Below are 20,091 nucleotides of genomic sequence, written 5' to 3'. Positions count from 1 at the left end.
TAACCCTCTTATTATTTTAATTTTTGTTGTTTTTTAAGGCTAAGCCAAGCCATAAAGCCGATTAAACCGCCAACACAACCAAATAGGAAGTGCGTAATAAATGGATAACCTAATCCATGTCTGAAGGTATTTTCTTCTGCGCCAGCCATGATAATTAAACCAAACTTAAATAATGGTTTGACCATGTGAATAACACCGGCAGCCAGCGGCAGTAACCACAGCATTGAGAGATTTCTGGATAATGCACGATAGCTGAGATCAAGCAGGAAACCTTGACTGATCATAATCACCGCGGCTTCTGGATTATTACGAACAACCAATGCCGCTACCAAGCCACCAGCCCCTGCAAGCGTTGCGGTATAAGCATAAGGGGCACTGCAGCGAACAAAAATCATGATTGCCATCAGAGTCAGCCCTTGTCTGCCCGGCAGTTCTAGACCAAACCTAAAAGTCTCATGCAGCACCATCGCCATGGCACCAGCAAAAAATATCAGCACATGCCGAACGCGATCTGATTGCAGTAAATCAGAACTGTTTGAGATAGTTTTTTGCAGCAACTTGCCAGACATTGCTTTGTTCCTCAACAGGTTCAACGATTAAACAAGGTTCGCCATTTAGCCAAATAGCACGCGGCCAACTTCCCATCACTATTTGACTTTGCGGATCACGTAAAACAGCACCTTCAAGGTTTTGTACGACAGGGATATCAACAGATTGCTGTAAAGTCTCTAGGCTTAGTGTTTGCTCAGCGTGATCACGCATTCCTTCTAGCCAAAGCAAACGCCCATCATTACCTGATGCACAAAGTGAAGCCGCAGCGAGCGCGCCAATCACACCATCTTCAGTACCCGTTAAGCCAAACAAACCGATTTGTGACTGTTGAGCCAGCGCTCTTGCGTCTGCTTGTGTCACAACACGATGCTTACAAAGCACGCCAAACCTTGAAAGAGTTAGGTCAAAATTTTCATACGGTAATAAGCAAAGACCAGCATCTGAACCTTCGGCACTATTTTTCAGTAAGTAGGTTTTGCACAGTGATTCAATATCACCTAAAGAATTAGGAGACTCCACCACCAAGCAAGCCGCACTATTGTGGGAAGTAAATGGCACCAAAGGGCTCATTAAGAGCTGGTGGCGCGTTACATATCTACAACGACCTAAACCATTTTCATTAATAGCGGCACAAAGTGAACGAGCGTGAAAACCTGTTCCCCGACTCTCTAAATTGTCGGTGTCATCAATACCTATAAAAAGTTTGTTAGACATACTTCAGGTTTACCGGATGGGATAAGCGGAATATTCCAACACATATAGCGATGGGTGTAAATAAACCCTTGCTTGTGCGTATTTTATTTATGAGGCCATTAATTCTTGGATACGAAGCAGATCGGCTTCTACAGCGTGCGAAGCTTTTTGTTCAATCTGACGGTAGTTTTCTAATACCGATTGGCCTAACTCAGTAACTGTTGCGCCACCACCATTACTGCCGCCTTTAACAGTTTCAACCAACGGTTTGGTAAAACCATTATTCATTGCTTTGACCAAATCCCAGGCACGTTTATATGACATCCCCATTGCTCTGCCAGCAGCAGAGATAGAACCATGAACATTGATCGCTTCAAGCAAGTCTGCTTTTCCCGGCCCGATGGCAACAAAATCATCATTATGAAAACGAATTTTTATGCTGACAGATTTAGTCATTATTAATGTTCTCAATGGTTTTTAAGGAACGACATCATACATGTATTTTATTGCATATTATGTTCGCCTGGTTATCAATAAAATGTGAATCTTTCACTTGATATGTCTGGAATGCTCACCTTGAGAAAATCAATTTCTCTGGCAGGTATAGACCTTCGCGCGTATAATGCAACCCCGCATAAAGGTTAGGGTTTGCAAAACCTTTCCTCATTACGCGCCTGTAGCTCAGTTGGATAGAGTGTCGGTTTCCGAAGCCGAAGGTCACAGGTTCAATTCCTGTCAGGCGCGCCATTTTTTACTTCAAAATTAAAGTCCTAGTCTTAGACTTTGAACCGAGATAGTCTTCTTTGCAATTTACTTGCAGCCTCGTCCAATTCGTTACCAACACCACGCAGTTTCTGAGCGCCATTGCTTGTCTTATTTACCAATCGTGAAACCTCTGAAAGGTTATGGCTAACTTCCTCACAGACAGCACTTTGCTCATCTGTAGCAGCGGCAATTTGCAACGTCATCTCCATAACCTCTTCAATCGCTTGATGGATTTCATTCAACATAGACTCAGCTTGCTGGGTGAGCACGACCGTCGCGGTCAAATGTTGACCACTAGCCTGTATCACCTCTGCAACCTGCTGATTGCTTTGCTGAAGCACAGTAAGTTTTTGTTGAATGTCAGCTGTTGCCTGCTGAGTATGGTTTGCCAATGTTTTGACCTGCTCAGAAATTGCCGAAAAACTTGACGTGCTTTCATTGGCATTTGCCTCAGCCGCTACTTGAATGGCAATGTCATTTGTTTCTTTGGCGATGTTCTCAATAACCGCTAATACCTTCAAAATATCTTGGCTATTTTGTTCCAGTTTTTGTAACGCAGTCTCAGATTGAAGCATCGAATCACTGACTCGATTAATCGACTCAGCTTTTTTCTTAACAACTTCAGAACCTGCGGTGGTTGTATCATTGATTTGTTGGACTGCTTGCGCCGTTCGCTCAGCATTTACAGCAATTTGCTGTGCAGAAGCAGCCATTTCACTCATCGCAAGAACCATATCTTGAATAAGCCCCTCCTGCTCCAGCATCTGAACACTGGTTTCCACACTGATATTACGTCCTTCAGCGGATAAGGCACTCACATCCTTAGCGACAGGCAAAAGCTGTTGGACCAAGCTCTGTAACTTTTCGATAAAGGTATTAAGCAAACTTGATAACTTGCCAGTTTCATCTCGATAGCTGATATTTAAACGCTGCGTCAGATCGCCTTCACCTTCGGCAATTGAAGCTACTAAAGTAGTCATTTCAGACAAGGGCCGAATACTCTTACGTGCAACCAACCATATCGTCACCACACCGAGTAATGACAGCAATAATCCCAGTACGGTCGTTGCGGTTATAAACTGAGTTTGTGCGGCCGCTAAAAACTGTTTCTGTTTGGCCACATCTTCCATAACAATCTCTTCGGGGACTTCTAAATAAGCCACCCAACGCTGTCCGTTATCTGATAGATAAAACGGCTTAAGAACGATGAATTGATTCTGTTCGTTAATGATCTTGGTTTCACCACTGATGGCCGCTTCTTTAAGATTGTCACGCAAAGAAGCTTCTAACACACTCAGGTTCTGTCCAACTAGGTCTGGCTGTTGGCTATGGCCTGAAATAATGCCTTTTGGACTGACCAGCAAAACATGCCCCTGACCGTTGTAGAGTCCCCAATCAACATCAGTGATAACTGATTGCAGAAAACTGACAGAGATATCTACACCAGCAATACCAATAAATTCCCCACCATGCTTGATCGGAGCCACCAGACTGCTCAACAAGACATTTTCATCGCCTACTGGATAAAGATAGGGATCGATAATGCAGCTTTCCGCACTTTCCTTGGAGCAAAGATAATATTCCCCCAGACGAATACCATTTTGATCCAGCTCTTTACTCTCTAAACCTTCAAGCAAGGACAATCTAAAACCATTATCAGCCCTAGTCACATAAGGCATAAATCGTCCTGTCTCGTCACTCCCCGAACTGCGATTAGCAAGCTCATCTTCACCATCAAATTTATCAGTCTCAAAAGCCACATAGGTTCCAAGAAAATCAGGATGCTCGGCCAATGTTTGCTCAAGAATTTTGATAGCTAAAGTCCGTTTATCTAGGTTGCTGTCAGTGTTAACAACAGCCTGCATTGCAGCCGCCGTCGCTTGGATAGCTTGCATGGCGGATTGGAGGGGCATGGATAGGTCTGTAGACGTATCACTTGCCAACACGCGAAGATAATCTTCAACTTGGCTGCGAGTAACGTCATAGCTTTGATTAGCAATAGTCTGCTTGATCTTGTCAAACTGCCATAAACCAACAATGACAGCCATCAACACAACGCTTAGTAGGCCTAGACCAGCCCATATGCTGAAACGTTGTTGAATCGAAAAATGCATTCTTTAACTCCCGAGATGTCATTTACCGAACTCTGGTTGGAGCGCGAGCTTGTCTGAGAGTTTCCGATAATGGTGAGCAAAGCTGTCACATTTTTTATTGCAGTGCAATTAACTTAAATTTTGCTAGATGTATTTTTAATAGTTTGGGTTTTCAACAAGGTCACACTAACCTTTTGATACCGAAAGTTTTAGAACCTTAATCACTTCAATCTTCAGTCTACTTGGCGGCTTGAAGGTATTGCTTAAGATTGATGTTCATACTGATGATGTTTTTTTTGTTCAATGACACTCGCGACCAAGATGCCAATTTCGTACAACATCCAAATCGGTATCGCCAACATAAACTGAGAAATAATATCCGGGGGCGTAATAATCGCACCGATAACAAACGCCCCCACAATCACATACGAACGAGCTTGTTTCAGAGCAACAACACTCACCATGCCCGCAGTCACCATAAGTACGACTGCTACAGGCGTTTCGAATGCCAGACTAAACGCGATAAACAGACTAATCGTAAAGTCTAAATATTTACCGATATCGGTCATCACGGCGACCCCATCTGGTGCTGTACTAGTAATAAAACCAAACACGACAGGAAAAACTAAAAAATAGGCAAAAGCCATCCCACACAGGAAAAGAAAAACACTAGAAATCACTAATGGCGCAACCAGATGACGCTCATTGGCATATAAGCCGGGCGCTATGAAAGCCCAGATTTGATAGAGGGTATATGGCGATGAAATGATAAATGCAGCCAACATCACGACTTTTAGTGGCACAAAGAAAGGCGTAGTGACTTCCGTGGCAATCATTTGCCCCCCATCAGGCAAAGCCAGCAATAAAGGGCTCGCTAAAAACTGATAAATATCATTCGCAAATGGCACCAGTGCCAGCATCACCACAAAGATACCAACCACGATTTTTAGTAAGCGGTTACGAAGCTCCAGTAAATGACCTAGAAACTCTTCTTTGCTACTCATAGGTCGCCCCCTCAGATTTGATCGTCGCTGTTGGCTGTTTTGCTTTTGTATAGACAGGCTGAATTGAAGTGGTTTGTATTGTTTCTGCGACTTCTGCTTCAGAACGTCGAATCACATCTGCAACCGGTTTCATACCTCTGCGAAGCTCTTCGTTTAGGCCTTCTTGCTGGTGTTTTAGCTCTTCTTGCAAACGAAGCAGATCGTTATTTTTCAACTCTTGGTCGAGGTCATTTTTAACAGCACTCATAAAGCGTTGCATTCGCCCCACCATCAGCCCTAACGTGTGCGCTACCTTTGGAAGCTTATCGGGGCCAATGACAATCAGCGCAACCAACAGGATCACAACAAGTTCTGGAAAGGCGATATTAAACATAGCAAGCCAGGCTGGTTTTAAATTTTCTGTTTAGCTTGGTTATTCACACTGTCGTTTTCGTTGACAGCATGCTCAATAACGCCAGCGTTTTGCTCTTCATTCATGGCCTGCTTAAACCCCTTAACGGCACCACCTAAATCACCACCTAAATTGCGTAATTTTTTGGTGCCAAAAACAAGTGCAACCACCAGCAACACAACCAGCCAATGCCAAATGCTGAACGAACCCATGAATTTGTCTCCTCAATATAATTTGGAAAATTGGAGTCTAAAAAAGTCTCACATAGACTCAGTGACGTGACCGCTCAAGCGTTTCGCTTGGACACTCACCAAATAACTCTCGGTAATAACGTGCAAATAAACTCATATGCCAAAATCCCCAATGCGAAGCGACACAGGCGATATTGCTCACTTGCTCAGATTGGTACTGAAGTTCGGCTCTAATTTTGTGCAAACGGATGTTACGCATATAAGCAACCGGGGTGATGCCGAGCACTTGCTGAAAGGCATGGTTAAGCGTCCGGCGACTAATATTGAGTGCAGTGCAAATATCGCCGATGGTAATTGGATCACAGTGCTGTGTGAGAGTTAACTCACGGACGCTTTTCACAATATAACGGTGCACACGGTATTCGTGATGCCGACCATTGTTGTTACTTGCTGTGGTCATAGCCTGCACACAGATACTCAGCACACTATCCTCGAACTGACGCCAACTGTTTTGATGACAGACGCCGTCTTTGATGTTTTTTGCCAGATGCTCTGTACCTATATATAACGTTGCCAAGAGCCGACTTTGTATAGCGGGTGGTAACGTTTCCACTGGGTTCACTTTGCTCATCACTGGCCGTAGACTTACCTTTTCCACACGCTCAGCATATTCTTCGAGTTGTTGAGCAGGAATGACTGCCGCCGTGATTTCAGATGAGTGAGAAGTTCTAAAAAGTAACTCGTCACCTTTATCTAATGTAATGAGGCAATTTTTACTTAACTTATTGCCACACCACAGCGCCTCACCTTCCACAATTGTCGGCAATCCGATGACGTAACTATCCGGTGGCGCACTCGCAAGCTCATCGACAGAACGATTCATCGCTTCTCGAAAAACCTGTACACCATGGCAAGCCACGCTAGTAACGGAACCGGAAAACTGCCCTTTATCCAGCTGCGTATAGTCCTGAGACCACATAGGTAAAGCAGCAGCTTGCTCTAAAACATCTGATAAGTTGCTACTGACTGACTGGATCTCAAATGGTTGGTGATTATCTACCCATATCTTTTCTTCGTTCATATTTCTCTCCCTCTCAACCAGATGCCGAGATGGCGGACTCTATTGTTTTTATTAGAAAAGTCCTAGTATGCCCATAGTAATATTTTTTGTCGGGCCTACCACTGGTTAACACCATAATAGGTCTTTTTTTGAACTCAAATAGTATAAATCGGCAACATTGTTCTCCCCTATGAACGATCTCAATCTCTAGGCGTTAGACTAGCGCTAGTAAAAATGCACTGTGCCAACTGTTTCCAAACAAATCTAAATATGTATGAAACCACTTATTAAGTAGCAACACCTTGTTTAAAAAACGAAAAACTCAGTGTGTAAAGGTTGAATTTATAAAGTCCGAAAAACGCAAAGCCTCTTTTCATAGGCAAAAATAGAGCTTCGCCAGCCTAGCCATCCATTCAAAGTTCCAGCTTTATGGAGAATTGATAGCAAAAATCGGCAACACCCTCTCCCCAATTCGCCATCTTGATACTGCAATGCCAGTTTTTGATACGGCCCTCACTTTTCGGCTGGCTATAGTTGTTACGAAATTATTTCATCAACAACAAGTGACCATAGGTCCGAGGAGGAGAGAGTGAGTTCAGATATCCACGCTGGCAATTATGGCCAGACATCCACCGTGAACAACAACGTGGCCTGTGTGCCAGATGCCATCAGTTTTTCAGAGTCAAAGTCAACTCGCGCACGTTTGCTGATTATGGCTTCAGCGATTGCAGCTGGTGTGACTTTTGGCTTGTTGTTCAGCACACAAATGCCGACAGCGTTAACAAGCCTCTTTCTGGTTTTGACCTTTATTGGTGGCTTGCTCTCTACTTGGTCACCTTGTGGTTATTCCAGCCTGAGTTTATTGAGACCGGCTGGAAAATATTCTTTTAGTTCAGTAACTCGCTGGACCCCAACATTTCTTACGCATGCCCTTGGTTACGCTATTGGCGCGTTAATGCTGGGTGGCGGCTTGGGTCTCGTAGGCGCTTTCTTTTTCGAACAACTGGCTTTTAGCTACATGGTTATTGGCTTAGCTGTACTCGCTATTGGTTATGGCGCCCATCAACTTGGCTTTATGAAAATGCCTTACCCACAACGCCGAGCACAAGTGCCACATGATGCACGCCTGCGTTTTCGTTCATCCACGATTGGCCTGCTGTATGGCTATGCACTGGGGATGAATTACCTGACATACGTACAGACACCGATCTTATACATCGTGACCGGTGCTGCATTGCTGAGTGCAGATATCACTACAGCAATCACAATCATCGCCATCTTCAACATCGGGCGCTCTCTGCCTGTTGCGGTGAACTTTTTGCCAATCACTAACCAGTCTGTTCAGGCCTGGTTGGCGAAATGGCAGGAACGTGCTGTTGAACTGGATGGGTTCCTCCTACTGTCATGCGGCGCAGCGGCCATCACCATGCTGACGTTGTAAACACTGGCGAAACTTAATCCTTAACGCTTAATAAACCAAAGAATAATTTGGAGGAGAAATGACTATATTTAACTTAAAAGCAAAGCGTGGACATCAGTCTCTTGCAGGCAGTATTGCTGCAGCGGCGCTGATGGCAACGACTCTACCAGCATTTGCTGAGATTACCATTGAACAACAGTCGATCGAAGTTGCACCTGCAAGTGACTCAAAACGGGTTTACGTTACCGACCCGGGCCATTTCCAGATGACTTCTCAGGTCTTCACTATCGACGGTAATAACAACAAAATTCTGGGTATGGTGGATGCCGGTAAATTGCCTCACGTATTAGTCGGTGATAAAGGCAAATTTATGGCCGTTGCCAATACTTGGTATGACCGTATTGCCCGTGGTCAGCGTAACGACTATATCGAAGTGTTTGATACGCAGACTCACAATGTCACTGCTGATATCGACATTCCAGAAGGTCGCTTCTTGACTGCTGTCTTTACACACATGGCAACACTGAGTACTGACGATAAACATATGTTGTTCCAACAGTTCTCACCTGTACCGGCTGTCGGTCTGGTTGATCTGGAGAAAAACAAGTTCGTCAAAATGATGGATACGCCAGATTGCTACCACCTGTTCCCAGCACCTGAACAGAACGTGTATATGCACTGTCGTGATGGTTCAATGATGAAAATCAAGTATGACGATGAGGGTAACTCAACTCAGACTCACAGCAAGGTTTTCCATCCAGAAGATAGTTATCTGGTTAACGAACCTTATTACTCCGATGTGACAAACCGCTTGGCATGGCCTGACTATGAAGGCCGTATTTATCAAGCAACATTATCGGCTGATGGTGCCAAGTTCATGGAGCCGATTGATGTTTTCACTGAAAAAGAGAAAGCAGAAAAATGGCGTCCAGGTGGTTGGCAGTTGGTTACCATTCATAACGACAGTAATGAATTGTACCTACTGGCTGATCAACGTGGTGATTGGACTCACAAATCACCAAGTCGTTATGTCTTCGTGGTTGATGCCAATACAGGTAAGCGTCTTCGTCGTATTGAGCTAAAACATGAAATCGATTCGATTGCTGTTAGCCAAGATGACAATCCTTATCTGTTTGCTGTGTCAGCCGGTGAAAGAACGATGTACACCTTTGATGCAAAAACGGGCAAACAAATTGCAGAAATCGGCAATTTAGGTCGCTACCCGCACATTCTTACTCTGCCTCAGGATAGTGAGTAAGTTATGAGCTGGTTAATTAACGATCCTGCTTTGTCAGTACTAGCCACACTTTTTGTGGGGCTAGTACTCCTTGTGGCCGCTGTATCCAAGCTCAGAAGTCTAGATGAGTTCCAAGGCGTCGTCGAAAACTACCGTTTGTTGCCAGAATTTTTGGTGGCGCCGGTAGCAAGAACATTGCCCGTAGTGGAATTAGTCTGTGCTGCTGCACTGATGATTCCACAACTTCGTGAAATGGCAGCTTGGGTAGCGGTTGGCTTGTTTGTTGTGTTTGCTATGGCATTAGCAATTAACGTCGGTAGAGGACGCACTCACATTGATTGTGGTTGTGTTCGTCGTCCAACGAGTAAAAGCCGTATCGGCATGTTTCATGTCCTACGTGCCTTATTGCTTGCCGGCGTTAGCATTTACATCGCTTTAAGTTCACTGGAAATTTCAACCATTTCCCTCGCCTCTTGGCTAATCGGTATTGCATCGGCAGCGCTGCTGGCCATGCTCTATATCGCCGCTGATGTGATGGTGGGTTTACCAAACTCCCGTGAATCAAGAACCTAATTTTTAGTAAGGAAAATTTATTATGACCTTCGATATTCTTATTGCTTCAAACGTGTTGCTTTGGGCCTCTTTCCTAGCACTGGCAGCACTAATGGTTGGTGTTATCCGACAAATTGGTCTTTTGCATGAACGTTCAGCACCGCTGGGCGCAATGATGGTCGACCATGGCCCTGAAATTGGCCAGAAGTCACCAGTATTCAACGTTAAAACATTCACCGATGGAAAAGATGTACTGGTTGGTCGTGCCGTTACCAAAGGCCATCCAAGTCTATTGATGTTCACCGGCCCTTCTTGTCCTGTTTGTGCCAAGTTGCTTCCTATCATTCGTGATGTTGCTGCGGCAGAAGGCGCTGATGTGATTCTGATTAGTGACGGTACTGCAGCGGAACATCGTGAATTCCTGAGTAATCACCCACTGAAAGGCGAGCTTTACATTAACTCCCCTGAAATTGGTATGCGATACCAAATTTCTAAAGTGCCATACGGCGTTCTACTGGATGCAGATGGTGTTATCAAAGGCAAAGGCCTTTGCAACACTCGCGAGCATGTTGAAAGCCTGTTCGAAACAGTTCGACTCGGCCACGCTTCTTTACAGAGCTACTTAAAAGACAGCTCTACTGCAAAAGAAGTGACTGTTGGCGAACACCTGCACTAAGCATTGACCAGATAGAGCCCTAAATAAATAGAAACGGAGAAGGCAAATGACAAAGAAATTAGGATTTGATGCAGCGATTGAAAAACTGAGCCGTCGTACCGCCAACAAAACAGGTCGTCGTGGTTTCGTCGGTAAATTGGGTGGCTTATTGGTTGGTGCAACCTTGTTACCACTGCTTCCAGTAGACCGCCGTGGACGCCTGAAAGAAGCGCATGCAGCGTCAGCATCAGGTGGTGATGTTTTAAGAGCGGGTTGGACACCTCAAGATCAAGATCCACAAGCATGTGATTACTGGCGTCACTGTTCTATCGACGGTAACGTCTGTGATTGCTGTGGTGGTACATTGACTTCATGTCCTCCTGGTACCAGCTTATCCCCAAGTTCTTGGGTGGCGAGTTGCTACAACCCAGGTGATGGTCAGACGTATCTCATCGCTTACCGTGACTGCTGTGGTAAACAAACGTGTGGTCAATGTGCGTGTTTGAACACTGAAGGTGAACTGCCAGTTTACCGTCCAGAGTTCTCAAACGACATCGTATGGTGCTTTGGTGCAGAAAATGATGATATGACTTATCACTGCACGATCTCACCAGTAGTTGGTAAAGCCAGCTAAAGCGGTTAGAGGCATTCTTTAAGTATGAAAATTAGAAGCCTCGTCATGTTGGCATGCACGGTATTTTCCGTGCATGTCAGTCTGGCAGATGACGTTACCAATCGGGCTGAATTCCAACGTCCCGAGAGTATTCCAACCCCATCGACAAATCCCCTTAGCGTAGAAAAAACCACATTGGGGAAAACCTTATTTTTTGACACGCGTTTATCTCGCGATAAAGGCATCTCTTGTGCGACTTGCCATTCACCAGCCCATCGCTGGAGCGATGGCCGCAAGGTACCAATTGGTTCAGAAAATCTAGAACAACCACGGCGTTCACCAACGGTTCTCAATAGTGCATGGCTTTCCGCGCTAATGTGGGATGGCCGAGCCAACTCACTAGAAGCACAAGCCGTACTGCCAATAACAACGCCACATGAAATGAACTACAGCATGCAAGAGCTGGTTCAAAGACTCGCCGAAATTAAGGGATATCAGCCTTTATTTAAAGCTGCTTATGGTGATACCGAAATCACAACAGAGCGTATTGCAATGGCATTGGCGACTTTCCAACGCACCTTAATTTCAAATAAATCAAGCTTTGACCGCTGGGTTGACGGTGATGAGCAAGCCATTAGTCCAAGTGCACAGCGTGGCTTTGAAATATTTAACGGTAAAGCGCAATGCGCTGCCTGTCATAAGTCTTGGCGGTTCACTGACGATAGTTTTCATGATATCGGCCTTGATAGCCCAGATCTGGGGCGTGGTAAACACGTTCCGGCTGAAGTGACCATCATGCAACATGCATTTAAAACGCCGACCTTACGAGACCTTCCTGAAAACGGTCCTTTTATGCATAACGGCTCTATGTCTAACCTAGAAGAAGTGATTAAACATTATGAAGACGGCGGTATTAAACGCGCCAGCTTATCTAAAGAGATGAAGCCTTTTGTGCTTAGCGAGCAGCAAAGAGCCAATCTTATCGCGTTTCTGAAAACCCTTGATGGTGGTCCATTAGCGGTTAAACCTCCGCGATTACCCAAGGAGTAATGGCATGTTTAAAGATTTAAAGGTTTTGCTTATTAGGCTAACGCTGATCTTCGGCGCTTTGCTTGGTGGTGTAACACATGCCGAGCAACCCGATACATCAGAACCAATCGTTCGGCACCTGTCACTGACACACCATGACTTTGAAGACTGGACCTTTACCCCCAAGGTAAACGATATGGTGCTCATTACCAACCGGTCAGATATTGCCCATAGTATTTACGTCACCTACCCAGATGGCAGCGTTGTCAATCTTGGCGTCCAGCTGCCAAATGCAACGGTCACTTGGATTATTCCTACGGCAGGCGATTTTCTTCTGCAATGCTGGATTCACCCGATCATCAAAGCAGAAATGACCGTTTCTCCTTAGCGTTTATTTACAGCGTACCTGAAGGAGCTTAACAATGGATGACAAGGTACAGCGATATAAAACCAAACTAGAAGATCCCACCAAGCGAGAGACGTTTCGAAACATCTTTAAACGCTTTGGAATGGTTGTGGTTGGCACAATGGTTGGTCAATCAATGATTTTATCCCGGCCAGCCCGTGCCGCAGAGGCGCTCAGACCTCCAGGCGCCTTACCCGATCTGGCTTTTGACTCACAATGTATACGTTGTGGCTTATGTGTAGATGACTGTCCTTACGATATTCTCAAGTTAGCTAGCTGGGCTGACCCGGCCCCCCAGGGCACACCCTACTTTATTGCGAGGGAAGAGCCATGCCGAATGTGCACTGATATTCCTTGTGCAAAAGCCTGCCCAACCGGCGCTTTAGATCGGCATATGACCGATATAAAAAAAGCCGATATGGGTGTGGCTGTGCTGGTAGATCACGAGACCTGTCTTAACTACAAAGGCATGACTTGCAGTATCTGCTGGCGAGTCTGCCCGATACGTGATGAAGCAATAACGTTAGAACCTATTCAGTCTGAAACGGGCAAACTTTTGATTCCTACTGTGCATTCGGATAAATGCACCGGCTGCGGCACTTGTGAAAAACATTGTGTGTTATCTGAAGCTGCGATTCGGGTTTTACCTAGAGAGTTGGGACTCGGTCTATCTGGTAGGAACGCTGTAGGAAGAAACTAAAATGCGATTGTTTTTGAAACGTTCTATTTACCGGAACCGATGGCTTCTTAGCCGACGCATAGTGCAAATATCCATCCTTCTAGCATTTATTATTCATATACCAGGTTATGGCAAAATTGCTGAAGGTAATTTATCGTCCAGCCTTTGGTTTAACGAATTAAAACTCACTGATCCATTCATTTTGCTTCAGTCTTTTTTGGCTGGATGGTTGATAGCTTGGCCGGCGATATTAGGGGCTGTCATCGTGGCAAGCTTCTATGCTTTTTTGGCCGGCCGCATCTACTGTAGCTGGGTCTGCCCTATCAACCTGCTGACAGATTTTGCCTATTGGTTACGTAAAAAACTGAACATCAAAGGCAATATGAGCTTGTCCCGTAGCCTGCGTTTATGGGTATTGGCGTTATCGTTAGCGCTTTCTATTGTTAGTGGCAGTCTTGCCTGGGAAATTATTAACCCCATCACACGATTACAACGAGAACTGGTGTGGTTTTCACTCAGTGGCGCGATGTTATTAGGCGCCCTATTTTTGTTCGACTTATTAGTAAGTCGCCGGGCTTGGTGTGGTCATATATGTCCCGTGGGTGCTTTTTATGGCCTCATCGGTCGCTATGGCCGGCTTAAAGTGACGGCGGCACCAAGCGAAGCATGTGATGCTAGTAGCTGTTCACGATGTATAACGGTATGCCCCGAACCTCATGTATTAGCCCCCGTCATTTCAAAGCAGGCTCAGAAAGTCACTTCCGTTGACTGCACCCGTTGTGGAGCCTGTCTTGATGAATGTCATGAGGGAGCACTTTCGATGAAGCTAGACTTAGTTGGGATGGTCAAAAAACATAAATAAAAAAATAAAGGTGGGTGGAAAACCACCTCACCTTTATAAAAGAGTACAAGAGGATATTGGTTCAGCTAGGCTGAACGTTTTTTACTGCGCTACTTTTACCGTGCCACGCATCATAAAAGTATGACCTGGGAACGAACAAAAGAACGTGTAACTTTCGTTTGCATCTAATGCACTGGTTTTAAAGGTTGTTGAGGCACTTTCACCACCACCAATAATTGGTGTTGAGGCGATAATACGTGCATCGTTTTGTGGTAAGAAATTATTCTCGAGACCTTGAGTGCCACCATCTTGAGCAATCGCATTAACATCTGCGGTCTTAGCTAATACCCAGTTATGGCCAAGTCCTTCCTTAGATAATTGACCGTTATGGCTGAAATTGACCGTGAACTCTTTGCATTCAGCAGGAATGCTAATGGCTTTTGTGTCATACGCCCAAGAGTCATTAGATGAAACAGCTACTTCACATGTGTTTGCACTCGCTAAGTTTGGCAATGCAAAAGCTAAAGGGATAAACAAATAAGAAAAACGCATATTAACTCCAAAAAAATAACTAATTGCGAGTACAAGTGTAATGGCGGTTTTTTAAAGCCAGTAGCAAAAATGCGCACGGATCGAACTAGGTGAACTTATAGATTTTTTCTGAAACTTAAACAGCGTTTTAAGCAAAAAGCCTTAAATTTGCATTAGTAAGGGTGTGTATGCTTCGAGGCTTTTTGAATTTGTAACTGGGTTATTAATTATTGTTGTTTTGCCGAGTTGGAATTGATTTGCTGAACTTTGCCCATAAAACCATGCATCAGGTTGGTACTTTTTAATAAGCCCATCTAAATGACTAGCATGACAAGCGGACAGTAAATTATCTTGTTCTGTAACGGGTATGCATTGCATTGAAGGCGCATGGTAGGTAATCACTACTTTTTTGCCAGCAAAGTCTTCAGCAAGTGACGTCTGAATGAAGTCTTTATCACGTTGATGCCATTCATAAGAAATACTTGGCGTGAGGTTAGCCGAAAACACTCTTTGCTCAAGTTTAATATTGTAAAAATCTTCTAGATGAAATGCCGCATGGCTAAGTACTCTGTTTCGACTTCTACTGCCAAATAGTTCAAAGTCCGTCCAAAGTGTTGCGCCGATAAACATGACATCTGACATCACCACAGACTTCGTATGTAGTACATGCACCTCGGAGCCAGCTATCTCCCGTTCAATCTTCCTATATAGCGGCTCACTGTCAGCACCATAATATTCTTGGCTACCTAGTATATAAATTACGGGCAATTCGAGTTTCTGGCTTTGTTGCACAGCATATTTAACGCCATGCTCTTGTACATCAATGTTTCCAGCCATTATTAAGAAATCAGCTCGCCCATCGAGCTGAACATCCGGAATTGTTTGACCATTCTTTCTAAGTGACTCGTTTGGTAAGTTACTAATGAGTGCAATGTTAGTCATCAGTTTGAAAGCCCATCTATCAATTTATTGCTAAAAAACCTTCTCGCAAAGGTGTGGCAAAAAGATTAATGCTTGGCGATATGACTGAATAGGCTTTACTGAAACTCTTGCTGAAAATTGCTAATTAAATGCATTATTTTTATAGCTATTCATAAAATAAATTTAAGAAATTGATATGTCTGAGTTAGTCATGCTTTTAATTTATTTTGGCTAGCGATTTACGATAACCTTATGTTCATATTTAAAAATTTCTCGGCAATCAAATTAATGACACACAAGAATTTATCATCTTGGAGTCTCTACTTCTTTAAAGATTTTAAAGCCTGGCATTTACTTTTAAGTCTTTTACTAACTTTTTGTAGCGTCAGTCTTGCTGATGAGTGGCAAGATAAAAATTATATCCTCGATAGTTTTAAGCGGATTGCACTCAGCAGCGAATACCTTGACCATACTCCGCAGTTACGAAAATGGCAGTCACCTATTCGATTTCAGTTTCACCATGACGTGGGTGATGCAGAACTTCACGAAAAACTTAGCAATATCCATTTAACGCATCTATCGACCATAACTGGTCACCAAATAGAGCCCGTCAGCAACAGTCATAGTGCTAATTTGCAGATTATTTTTACTGAAGAAAGCACGATTCTAAGTTATCTCGGAACTAGACAACACCTAAGCCCAGAACTTGCTAAACAGCTCAGCAGGAACAGTGTCTGCATCGCTAATTTAACAGCAAATCAACGCGGAGAAATTCAGCATGCTGTTGTTTTAATCCCTGTAAACCGAGCAAGAGCACATGCCAAATTATTAGCCTGTATTGTTGAGGAGCTCACGCAAGTTATGGGGTTACCTAATGATGATGCTGCCGTTTTTCCTTCAATCTTTAATGACCTAAGTCATGATGATTTTTTATCAGGTTTAGACTACATCTTATTGAAGCTGCTTTATCACCCAGCCTTAAAGCCTGGAATGGGCGAGCAAGAAAGCGAAGCAGCTATCCGGCAGGTCATGCAAGGTAAAGCGTTTCAGCAATGGCTAGAAAAAGCTTATCACGCTGTATATGAGCAGGGGCTTTATCCTCTGATGGGAAATTAAGCAGAAACAAAAAAGGCCCTCGAAAGGGCCTTTTCCGTATTAACTATTGTTGAAATTATTCAACAACAACGAAGTCTACACGACGGTTCGCTGCACGACCTGCGTCAGTATCGTTGCTAGCAACTGGGAAACCTTCACCCATACCAACAGCGACTAAACGAGTCGAGTTAACGCCTTGTGCAACTAAGTAATCAACAACTGCTTCAGCGCGACGTTGTGACAGGTCTTTGTTGTAAGCTTCGCTACCAACGCTGTCTGTGTGACCTTCAACGCGTACTTCTAAAACATCATCAGTTTCTTTCAATAAAGCAACCGCTTGATCCAGAGTACCTTCAGCTTCTGCAGTCAAGACAGCTTTATCAAAGGCAAAGTTAACACCAGTCAGAGACAGAATGTTTTCGCCAGCTAATGGGCAACCATCAGCATCAACGATTACACCCAGTGGTGTACCTGGGCACAGATCTTTGTAATCTGGAGTACCGTCACGGTCTGAATCTAATGGGCAGCCAACGCTGTCAACTTCAACACCTTCTGGTGTGTTTTGGCACATATCGATACCATCAACAACACCATCTTTGTCGCTATCAAATGCACAACCGTTTTCATCAGTCAGCGCACCTGCTGGTGGTGGAACATCACAAACTGGCGCTGGAGCAGCTTCAGCTGGCACTTCACCTTCAGGATTACAAAGAACTAATGCTAATTGTGAACCGGCTACAGCGCCACCAACGGCACCTGCGCCACCTGAGACACTACCTACTGCAGCACCGCCTACAACACCGCCAGCTACAGAGCAAAGCAGATAAGTATCAGTTGTACGTTGATCAACGCCTGCACAGGCAGCCAACATACCCGCAGTCAGAAAAACTGCAGCAAGTTTAAATAGTCGATTCATGAGTGATTCCTTTTTTCTTTAATTTAAAGCGGAAAACTTTCGTATTCAGCCAGTACAACGCTACGTTGCGTAAAAACAACACCTTGTTGCGTTTGACTCACACTAATAATAATACGAATTACATTTGCAGTCTAACATATTAAAAAAATAACAATTTCGTCAGACTACATACCCCTTTTAAATCCGACCAATAACACCATCATGTTCGGGTTCTAATGATAAACCTTGCATACCAGGCTCTTCAGGGATGTCGCCAGACTCGGCACCGAGCTTGATCATCAGACGTACTTCATTGGTTGAGTCAGCATTTTTCAATGCATCTTCGTATGAAATCTGACCGGATTTGTATAAATCGTACACAGCTTGGTCAAATGTTTGCATGCCAAGTTCCCGAGAACGCTTCATAACATCCTTGATCTCAGAGACTTTACCCTTTTCAATCAAGTCTCCTACAAGCGGCGTATTCAGTAATACTTCAACAGCCACGCAAACACCCGTACCATCTTTCTTAGGAATTAATCGCTGGGCAACAACCGCCTTAAGGTTCAGAGACATATCCATAAACAGTTGTTTGTGGCGCTCTTCAGGGAAGAAGTTAACGATCCTATCCATGGCTTGGTTAGCATTATTAGCATGCAGTGTAGATAGGCATAAGTGGCCTGTTTCTGCGAAGGCCATACCGTAATCCATGGTGTCTCTTGAGCGGATCTCACCAATCATGATGACGTCAGGTGCCTGACGAAGTGAGTTCTTCAATGCAATATCAAATGATTCGGTATCAACACCGACTTCACGTTGAGTCACCACGCAGCCTGCATGCTTGTGGTTAAACTCGATAGGATCTTCAATCGTTAGGATGTGACCAGAACTATTTTGATTACGATAACCAATCATCGCTGCTAGCGTGGTTGATTTACCACTACCTGTTGCACCAACAAATATCACCAAGCCACGTTTGGTCATGGCGAGATCTTTAATAATTTCAGGCACATGGAGTTGGTCAATCGAAGGAATATCCTCTTTCACCAGACGCATTACCATACCGACACGGTTACGTTGATACAGTGCGCTAATACGAAAACGACCAGCACCTTTGGTATCAATTGCGTAGTTACACTCTTTATCACGCTCAAAGACACGCTTTTGCTCATCATTCATCGTGCTTAGCACGAGGTTTCTCGCCTCTTCTTCACTAAGAGGTTCTTGCGATAAGGTTGCCATGCGTCCACTTACTTTAAGCGTTGGTGGTCGATCAGCAGTGATAAAAATATCCGAAGCATCATGCTTAACGGCAGCTTTTAGGATAGTGACAATTTCCATCATAATCTCCTAACGGAACAGGTCTTTGTTCACCGCGCGTGGCAGTGCTTCTGCTTTAGTAACTTGTTGACGACGGACAAGGTCTTGCAAACATTGATCTAATGTCTGCATACCAATTGCTCCGCCAGTTTGAATGGCTGAATACATCTGCGGCACTTTATCTTCACGGATAAGGTTACGAATTGCCGGTGTACCAATCATGATTTCATGTGCCGCGACACGACCGCCACCAACTTTCTTCATCAGTGTTTGTGAGATAACGGCACGTAGTGATTCAGATAACATCGAACGCACCATGTCTTTTTCTGCGGCAGGGAAAACGTCAATGATACGGTCGATAGTTTTAGCCGCTGAGGAAGTATGTAAGGTACCGAATACCAAGTGACCTGTTTCAGCAGCAGTTAATGCTAATCGAATGGTTTCAAGGTCACGCAGCTCGCCGACGAGAATAATGTCAGGATCTTCACGCAGTGCACTTCTTAATGCCTCACTGAACCCTAAGGTGTCACGATGCACTTCACGTTGGTTAATCAAACATTTTTTACTTTTATGAACAAATTCGATCGGATCTTCGATAGTCAGGATATGTTCATTATCTTTTTCATTACGGTAATTAATCATCGCCGCTAGAGTGGTTGATTTACCACTACCGGTTGGCCCTGTAACCAAAACAATACCGCGATGGTTGTCGGCAATTTGCTTAAAGATATCTGGCGCGCCCAATTGCTCAAGCGTTAACACAACCGATGGAATCGTCCGAAAAACGGCAGCAGCGCCACGATTTTGGTTGAATGCATTTACCCGGAAACGAGCAAGATTAGGCACTTCAAATGAAAAGTCAGCTTCTAAAAACTCCTCAAAGTCGCGACGCTGCTTATCATTCATGATGTCGTAAATCATGCCATGGACTTCTTTATGCTCCATTGGCGGCAAATTAATGCGTTTTACATCACCATCTACACGAATCATTGGTGGTTCGCCTGAGGAAATGTGCAAATCCGAAGCGTTATTCTTTGCACTGAAGGTAAGCAATTCAGTAATATCCATGGGCTTTCCCTAAAATAATTGTTCGTTACCGGCAGTTAACCGTGATGTGGATACAGTTAAGGTAGCGCGCTCTCAAAAGG

Annotated in this window: 23 protein-coding genes and 1 tRNA gene; 11 read left to right on the top strand and 13 right to left on the bottom strand. The window is 44.3% G+C overall.

From position 1 onward, the window contains the following. Positions 1 to 11 precede the first annotated feature (11 nt). From OMP94_RS09540 to OMP94_RS09530, 3 genes are all read right to left on the bottom strand, one after another. Positions 12 to 569, bottom strand: coding sequence for a hypothetical protein (locus OMP94_RS09540; RefSeq protein ID WP_266278060.1), 558 nt, complete (start codon positions 567 to 569; stop codon positions 12 to 14). Next, a complete protein-coding gene (locus OMP94_RS09535; RefSeq protein WP_266278059.1) occupies positions 526 to 1,266 on the bottom strand; it encodes a hypothetical protein in 741 nt (246 codons plus the stop codon). The genes OMP94_RS09540 and OMP94_RS09535 overlap by 44 nt, the downstream gene beginning before the upstream one ends. Before the next feature lie 87 nt (positions 1,267 to 1,353). Further along, on the bottom strand, positions 1,354 to 1,701 hold the full coding sequence (locus OMP94_RS09530; protein WP_266278058.1) for a winged helix-turn-helix domain-containing protein: 348 nt from the start codon (positions 1,699 to 1,701) through the stop codon (positions 1,354 to 1,356). 214 nt (positions 1,702 to 1,915) lie between these two features. On the opposite strand from OMP94_RS09530, the gene OMP94_RS09525 reads away from it, so the two are divergent. After that, a tRNA-Arg gene (locus tag OMP94_RS09525) sits at positions 1,916 to 1,992 on the top strand. Between the two features lie 29 nt (positions 1,993 to 2,021). On the opposite strand, the gene OMP94_RS09520 is transcribed toward OMP94_RS09525, so the two are convergent. The 5 genes from OMP94_RS09520 to OMP94_RS09500 form a co-directional block, all read right to left on the bottom strand. Then, positions 2,022 to 4,124: a methyl-accepting chemotaxis protein gene (locus OMP94_RS09520; RefSeq protein ID WP_266278057.1), complete on the bottom strand. Its 2,103-nt coding sequence runs from the start codon at positions 4,122 to 4,124 to the stop codon at positions 2,022 to 2,024. A gap of 242 nt (positions 4,125 to 4,366) precedes the next feature. Continuing rightward, positions 4,367 to 5,107, bottom strand: coding sequence for a twin-arginine translocase subunit TatC (tatC, locus tag OMP94_RS09515; RefSeq protein ID WP_266278056.1), 741 nt, complete (start codon positions 5,105 to 5,107; stop codon positions 4,367 to 4,369). Next, positions 5,100 to 5,480, bottom strand: coding sequence for a Sec-independent protein translocase protein TatB (tatB, locus tag OMP94_RS09510; RefSeq protein ID WP_266278055.1), 381 nt, complete (start codon positions 5,478 to 5,480; stop codon positions 5,100 to 5,102). Before tatB ends, tatC begins: the two co-directional genes overlap by 8 nt. A 17-nt stretch (positions 5,481 to 5,497) precedes the next feature. Further along, positions 5,498 to 5,710, bottom strand: a complete 213-nt coding sequence (gene tatA, locus OMP94_RS09505; protein WP_266278054.1) for a Sec-independent protein translocase subunit TatA — start codon at positions 5,708 to 5,710, stop codon at positions 5,498 to 5,500. A gap of 58 nt (positions 5,711 to 5,768) precedes the next feature. Next, a complete protein-coding gene (locus tag OMP94_RS09500; protein WP_266278053.1) occupies positions 5,769 to 6,770 on the bottom strand; it encodes a helix-turn-helix domain-containing protein in 1,002 nt (333 codons plus the stop codon). A 568-nt stretch (positions 6,771 to 7,338) separates the two neighbouring features. Between OMP94_RS09500 and OMP94_RS09495 the strand changes: the two genes are divergently transcribed. The 9 genes from OMP94_RS09495 to napH are packed head-to-tail and all read left to right on the top strand — an operon-like array spanning position 7,339 to position 14,202. Further along, positions 7,339 to 8,190: a methylamine utilization protein MauF gene (locus tag OMP94_RS09495; protein ID WP_266278052.1), complete on the top strand. Its 852-nt coding sequence runs from the start codon at positions 7,339 to 7,341 to the stop codon at positions 8,188 to 8,190. Between the two features lie 58 nt (positions 8,191 to 8,248). Continuing rightward, the gene (mauB, locus tag OMP94_RS09490) at positions 8,249 to 9,427 is read left to right on the top strand and encodes a methylamine dehydrogenase (amicyanin) large subunit (RefSeq protein ID WP_266278051.1); all 1,179 of its coding nucleotides are present in this window, start codon (positions 8,249 to 8,251) and stop codon (positions 9,425 to 9,427) included. Between the two features lie 3 nt (positions 9,428 to 9,430). After that, positions 9,431 to 9,979 (top strand): MauE/DoxX family redox-associated membrane protein, encoded by a 549-nt coding sequence (locus tag OMP94_RS09485; RefSeq protein WP_266278050.1) that lies wholly within the window; start codon positions 9,431 to 9,433, stop codon positions 9,977 to 9,979. A 22-nt stretch (positions 9,980 to 10,001) separates the two neighbouring features. Beyond that, positions 10,002 to 10,634 (top strand): methylamine dehydrogenase accessory protein MauD, encoded by a 633-nt coding sequence (gene mauD / locus OMP94_RS09480; protein WP_266278049.1) that lies wholly within the window; start codon positions 10,002 to 10,004, stop codon positions 10,632 to 10,634. Positions 10,635 to 10,680: 46 nt separating this feature from the next. Further along, a complete protein-coding gene (mauA, locus tag OMP94_RS09475) occupies positions 10,681 to 11,247 on the top strand; it encodes a methylamine dehydrogenase (amicyanin) small subunit (protein WP_266278048.1) in 567 nt (188 codons plus the stop codon). Between the two features lie 24 nt (positions 11,248 to 11,271). Continuing rightward, entirely contained in the window at positions 11,272 to 12,276 is a 1,005-nt protein-coding gene (gene mauG / locus OMP94_RS09470) for a tryptophan tryptophylquinone biosynthesis enzyme MauG (RefSeq protein WP_266278047.1), read from the top strand. Between the two features lie 4 nt (positions 12,277 to 12,280). Beyond that, on the top strand, positions 12,281 to 12,643 hold the full coding sequence (locus tag OMP94_RS09465) for a hypothetical protein (protein ID WP_266278046.1): 363 nt from the start codon (positions 12,281 to 12,283) through the stop codon (positions 12,641 to 12,643). Between the two features lie 34 nt (positions 12,644 to 12,677). Then, entirely contained in the window at positions 12,678 to 13,361 is a 684-nt protein-coding gene (gene napG / locus OMP94_RS09460; RefSeq protein ID WP_266278045.1) for a ferredoxin-type protein NapG, read from the top strand. Between the two features lies 1 nt (position 13,362). Further along, positions 13,363 to 14,202: a quinol dehydrogenase ferredoxin subunit NapH gene (gene napH / locus OMP94_RS09455; RefSeq protein ID WP_266278044.1), complete on the top strand. Its 840-nt coding sequence runs from the start codon at positions 13,363 to 13,365 to the stop codon at positions 14,200 to 14,202. 81 nt (positions 14,203 to 14,283) lie between these two features. Here napH and azu read toward each other — a convergent pair whose 3' ends face one another. Both azu and OMP94_RS09445 read right to left on the bottom strand, forming a co-directional pair. Further along, positions 14,284 to 14,733 (bottom strand): azurin, encoded by a 450-nt coding sequence (azu, locus tag OMP94_RS09450; protein WP_266278043.1) that lies wholly within the window; start codon positions 14,731 to 14,733, stop codon positions 14,284 to 14,286. A gap of 141 nt (positions 14,734 to 14,874) precedes the next feature. Continuing rightward, a complete protein-coding gene (locus OMP94_RS09445) occupies positions 14,875 to 15,654 on the bottom strand; it encodes a hypothetical protein (RefSeq protein ID WP_266278042.1) in 780 nt (259 codons plus the stop codon). Positions 15,655 to 15,921: 267 nt separating this feature from the next. On the opposite strand from OMP94_RS09445, the gene OMP94_RS09440 reads away from it, so the two are divergent. Next, positions 15,922 to 16,749 (top strand): DUF2927 domain-containing protein, encoded by an 828-nt coding sequence (locus OMP94_RS09440; protein ID WP_266278041.1) that lies wholly within the window; start codon positions 15,922 to 15,924, stop codon positions 16,747 to 16,749. Positions 16,750 to 16,804: 55 nt separating this feature from the next. Here the strand turns inward: OMP94_RS09440 and OMP94_RS09435 are convergent, their stop codons facing one another. From OMP94_RS09435 to OMP94_RS09425, 3 genes are all read right to left on the bottom strand, one after another. Continuing rightward, the gene (locus OMP94_RS09435; RefSeq protein WP_266278040.1) at positions 16,805 to 17,644 is read right to left on the bottom strand and encodes an OmpA family protein; all 840 of its coding nucleotides are present in this window, start codon (positions 17,642 to 17,644) and stop codon (positions 16,805 to 16,807) included. 177 nt (positions 17,645 to 17,821) lie between these two features. Beyond that, positions 17,822 to 18,964, bottom strand: a complete 1,143-nt coding sequence (locus OMP94_RS09430) for a PilT/PilU family type 4a pilus ATPase (RefSeq protein ID WP_266278147.1) — start codon at positions 18,962 to 18,964, stop codon at positions 17,822 to 17,824. Positions 18,965 to 18,973: 9 nt separating this feature from the next. Continuing rightward, positions 18,974 to 20,011, bottom strand: coding sequence for a type IV pilus twitching motility protein PilT (locus tag OMP94_RS09425; protein WP_266278039.1), 1,038 nt, complete (start codon positions 20,009 to 20,011; stop codon positions 18,974 to 18,976). Positions 20,012 to 20,091: the final 80 nt, after the last annotated feature.

This window comes from Methylophaga sp. OBS3 (assembly GCF_026319325.1).
GTDB lineage: Bacteria > Pseudomonadota > Gammaproteobacteria > Nitrosococcales > Methylophagaceae > Methylophaga.
Note: the sequence above shows the minus strand (reverse complement) of the source record. Positions and strands in the feature narration are given on the sequence as shown.